The organism is Spirulina sp. LEGE 11439 (assembly GCF_059821285.1).
The window spans coordinates 1-4,435 of record NZ_JCAMRX010000101.1; the positions used below are offsets into that span (position 1 = coordinate 1).

Annotated in this window: 3 protein-coding genes; 2 read left to right on the plus strand and 1 reads right to left on the minus strand. The window is 41.0% G+C overall.

From position 1 onward, the window contains the following. Window positions 1-112 precede the first annotated feature (112 nt). A complete protein-coding gene (locus AC6RV6_RS29720) occupies window positions 113-1,027 on the plus strand; it encodes a CHASE2 domain-containing protein (protein WP_500244490.1) in 915 nt (304 codons plus the stop codon). A gap of 10 nt (window positions 1,028-1,037) precedes the next feature. After that, the gene (locus tag AC6RV6_RS29725) at window positions 1,038-1,814 is read left to right on the plus strand and encodes a DUF928 domain-containing protein (RefSeq protein WP_500244491.1); all 777 of its coding nucleotides are present in this window, start codon (window positions 1,038-1,040) and stop codon (window positions 1,812-1,814) included. An 18-nt stretch (window positions 1,815-1,832) separates the two neighbouring features. On the opposite strand, the gene AC6RV6_RS29730 is transcribed toward AC6RV6_RS29725, so the two are convergent. Beyond that, a partial coding sequence (locus AC6RV6_RS29730; protein ID WP_500244492.1) for a CHAT domain-containing tetratricopeptide repeat protein occupies window positions 1,833-4,435 on the minus strand: 2,603 nt, incomplete at its 5' end.

A 4,435-nucleotide genomic window follows, 5' to 3' on the forward strand; every position in this document is an offset into this window, starting at 1 on the left:
GATGCCCTTTTCTCAACTTAGTTTTACATACTAAGTTCGGTAGACCCCAGAATATCTACTCGTTAAGACATTTCAAACTTTCAACAAACGACCTGATTTAGATTTATATGCGGTGTGCGAACATCCTTATTCGGCTTTTCCAGAAGGTAAAAATTCAGACGATGGTGGTATTAGTTCTCCAAACGAAAAAATAATTTCTTTAGATCGTGTTGGTTTCAGTAATTTTATCCCAGATTCAGATAAAGTATTGCGACGGCAGATTATTGAACTTCCTGAAAATAGAGATTCAGACTGTCAATCCCAACAATCTTTTGGTTTTCGGGTTGCACTCCGCTACCTCGAAAAAAAGATCGAGCAGAAGTTTGTTTATGAGGAGTTATGGACATCCGAAAATCACTTAATAGTGTTAGACACTTTAATTAAGCGAATTAATGCTTATGCTTTTGGAGGTTATCAATATGTTGAGTCAGATGGAATACAATTTTTATTGAACTATCGCAATATTGGAGAAGATCTCAGCCAAATCGCTCGAGAACCTTTGTCTTTTGAAGAAGTACGAAGTGAAAGATTGTCACCTAACTATTTTAAAGACAAAATTGTTCTTATTGGTATTACCGATCCGACAGTAGCGACTGACTATTTTCAAACTCCCTACGGTGAAACTTCTGGCCTGATCGTTCAGGCGCATATGATTAGTCAACTCATCAGTGCCGTATTGGATAAACGATCGCAAATCTGGGTTTGGCCGCAATATGGGGAGAGCTTGTGGATTCTATTTTGGGGACTGATTGGCAGCTTTTCGATGGTGTATGTCAAACCGCGAATTTGGAGTATATTTCAGAGGATAGTTTTCTTAGTCTTAGGGTGCGTTATCTTGTGGGGAGTTGTAGTAGGATTTATGATCTTGAAGGCAGGTTGGATTCCAATCGTGCCACCAATGCTTGCCTTAGTCTTTGCTGGGCTACTCTCTCCTTTGTTTGTTTTATTTGTTACGCTATGGCAAAAAGTGCCAAGTTCAAAAGAATGAATAAAGAATAATGCCAATTTCTCGAAAATATTTATTGACTTGGATTCTATTGGGTGGTTGTATTTGGAGCTTTACTCCCGTATTTTTCCGGGCCGATACCAAATTTGTTTCCGCTCGAGCGCTGACTGTATGGGGGAAAATCTGGCGACGTTTTTCAGAGCGCCCGAGTCGCGATCGCCGTCCGGCGACCTTGAGCCAAGGAGGAAGCAACCGCGATCGCTGTCCCTATAGCGCTCGGGAACTGACGGCCTTAGTTCCCGTTTCAGATCAGACGAGATTGCCTTATCTTGAGAAAACACTATCAGCTCGTCCGACTTGGTATTTTTATGTACCCTATCGACCTCGTTTGGGTCGTCAAATTGAATTTGTGTTAATCGATTCTGACGAAAAAATTCTGTATCAAGCAACTTTTCCTTTGGAGAATACACCCGGTCTTCTGAGTGTCACACTTCCTGAAAAGGTTTCTGGCCTTGAGAGCGATCGCCTCTATCGTTGGGTATTTTCTGTAATTTGCACCCCGAGCAATCGTTCCGGTGATGCCACCGTCAACGGTTGGATCGAGCGGGTATCGGAAAATGAAATCCCTTCAGATTGGGGAAATTCGGACGATCGCGATCGCTATCTGTTCTACATTGATAACTTGCTTTGGTTTGAAGCCGTTCGCGAGTTGGTCGAGACTCGAGAGCGTTATCCTCGCGATCGCCAGCTAGAAGAGACTTGGAATGCTCTTACAGAATACTTAGAAATCGGCGATCTACCCCCTTCGATATTTTCAGTGAATCAATAGCACCAACATTAAGCCAGTCTATTGCCACTCTCCATGAATGATGAAAGCTGCCCAATAATAGGGAGTTTGCCATCGGGACTCTTCCCACATTGAAATCTGAGCAGCTCTTAGTGCTTGAGAAGGTGTCATAGGATTGTCAATATCTAACATACGTTGATAGAAGCGGGTCATTAGTTCGCGAGTTGCATCATCTCGAACGCTCCAAAGACTAGCAACAATTCGATCGGTTCCCGCAGCCAGCAACCCACCCGTAAAACCTGTTAATCCTTCGCGATTGACCTCACCAGAACCAAATCCAGTTCTACAACCACTCAAAACGACTAGCTCTGTGCCAGATAGATTCATGCGATTGAAGGCATCGGTAGGAGAAAGAAGTCCGGGTTGTAAGAATCCTTCTCGATTGACTCCAGATAAAACCATTCCAGATCGTTCGGGTGATTGGCTATTAAAAATACCATGAGACGCAAAGTGAATCATCCGAAACTGTCCTAACTCTTCACTCAGAGCCGTATCCAAGTTTGCATTGTAGCCGGAAAATGATTTTCGCTGACCTTGCGGGATTAGCGTCTCAATGCGAGATAATTCTTCTGCCGTGTTGGGCAATGCTCCGTAAACCAAATCGACGGGTTTCAAATCTTCAGAGGTAAGAGCCGGAAGTCCAGTACCTACAGAAACTCGATCAACTCTTTGATCTTCGTGATTAAAAACAGGATCGGCAATTATTGCCAATTCTTTGATTGGAGTCGAACGATTCGGACGATCTTGCCGAATCGCTACCAGTGCTGTTGCTGAGGGAAGCGTGACAATTTCGTGGTTGAGAATAAGGGGTTGTAGATAGGGAGCAAATTCTCCTTCTAGTGCGGAATCCGATTGTACGGTGGGATTATCGAGAGAAGGATCGGGCAAAGCATTAAAAGGGAGATATTGGAGAAAACCATCCCCAACAATCAGTAATCTTTTCTTCTCGAGGCGATCGGCAACGGGTTTGAGAATCATGTTGCTGAGTTCTCGTCCAACAGCCGTTGTTGTTTGAGGACGAACTCGACCGCTCGGTTCTGTCAGCAGGGTATAAAATTCTCGTGCTTTGGACTCAATAATCGATTTGGGTGGAAGTTCAAAAGTTTGCAGGGGTTTACCTTTAGATACCAACCATAAATAACTCTTCTCTTCTCCTAGAAAATACTCGAGGAGCAGAGTATCTTCATCAAGGGCGACGCGATCGATGAGGTTTAGAGAAGCGGGTTGATTGAGTCGCTTTTTTCGCTGAAATAAACGCTGTTCTTCTGGAGATAAATTGGTTGATTCTGACAAGTTCTGTAAAATTTTCGGACTGCGAACTCTGGCTACCTCACTTTGTTCAAAAGCAAGGACATCAAAGCCTTCTGATGGGGCTTTTGCATGTTTCTGCATCAGCAAGTTAATTTGAAAGTCAAAATATTTTTGCCGACAGGCAAAATAATCTGATGGGATATAGCATGGTTTATTTTCGCTCGGTATAGATAGAAGAGATGGCATCGAAAAATTTGGTGAACTGCTAAAGCTGAATTCTGTTACAGAATTGCTCCGGTCTGATTTATCTATGGGGGGAGATGTCCAAGGGTTACTCGGTAAAATATTAAAATTAGCTGATAGATATCCTCGATTAGATACTCCATATCCATATTGGAGATTTACTATTGTAGAACTTGTTTGACTTGAAAGGGAAGATTTTGTAAAAAAGCTATCAATAATATAAATAGATAAACTAATAAATTTCTCTGCATTGTCTATATTTCCCAATGCTAACTCTGCACGAGCCATGCCATAGTAAATTTCAGCAATATCATTGAGTTCGAAGGTAGAAGGTCGTATTTTTCTAAACTCTCGATCCAAAGATAGTGCTTTTTTATAGTGTTTTAGGCTCTGTAATGGTTGTCCTAACTCATAATATATTTCAGCTACTTTTCTATGGCTATTAACTGATGTATTTGCAATCGATCTCGTGACGAAAATCTCATAAAGTTCTTCAATACTACCTATATCAAAACCTAGCTTCTTAACCATATCACGTAATACAACAAAAGAATTTATTAGAGTTTCACTATCCGATGGTAAGAATTGAAAAGCAGACTCATAAGATTCAACTGAATCTTGAGGTTTATCTAAGTTATAGTAAGCATCTCCTTGTATTAGATAGACACTTCCTTGAATCCAGCTAATATCTCGATACCGATCGTCATGAGACGGCCAAAACTCTAAAACTTTTTGGGTAATTGAAATTGATCTTTCATAGTCATTTTCGAGGAGAGCAGAAAGGAAATCGACAACTAATTCTACTGATGGCTTGAGTTGAGATAATTGTTTGGATAGTGAAGGATCAGATTCCGAGAAATAGTTAATTAGATTATCAAAAAATGATAATATTTCTTGCTTTAGATTGTGATTGGATCGTTCTTTCTCTTGGCTGAATAGTAGAGGGGCAAAAATTTCAACCAGAGATTTAGCGAGCGGAAAAATAATTTCTCCAAGTTCTGGATCTTCAATGTTAAGGAGATCGTTTAGGAGTGACGGATTTTCATTCAAGAACTCAATATAGCAATTCCCTAATTCATGAGGTACAGTAGCAGCAATGAGTGTACCAA

Coding starts and splice junctions, on each gene's coding strand:
- AC6RV6_RS29725 (WP_500244491.1), top strand. CDS start 1,038: ATGCCAATTTCTCGAAAATATTTATTGACTTGGATTCTATTGGGTGGT.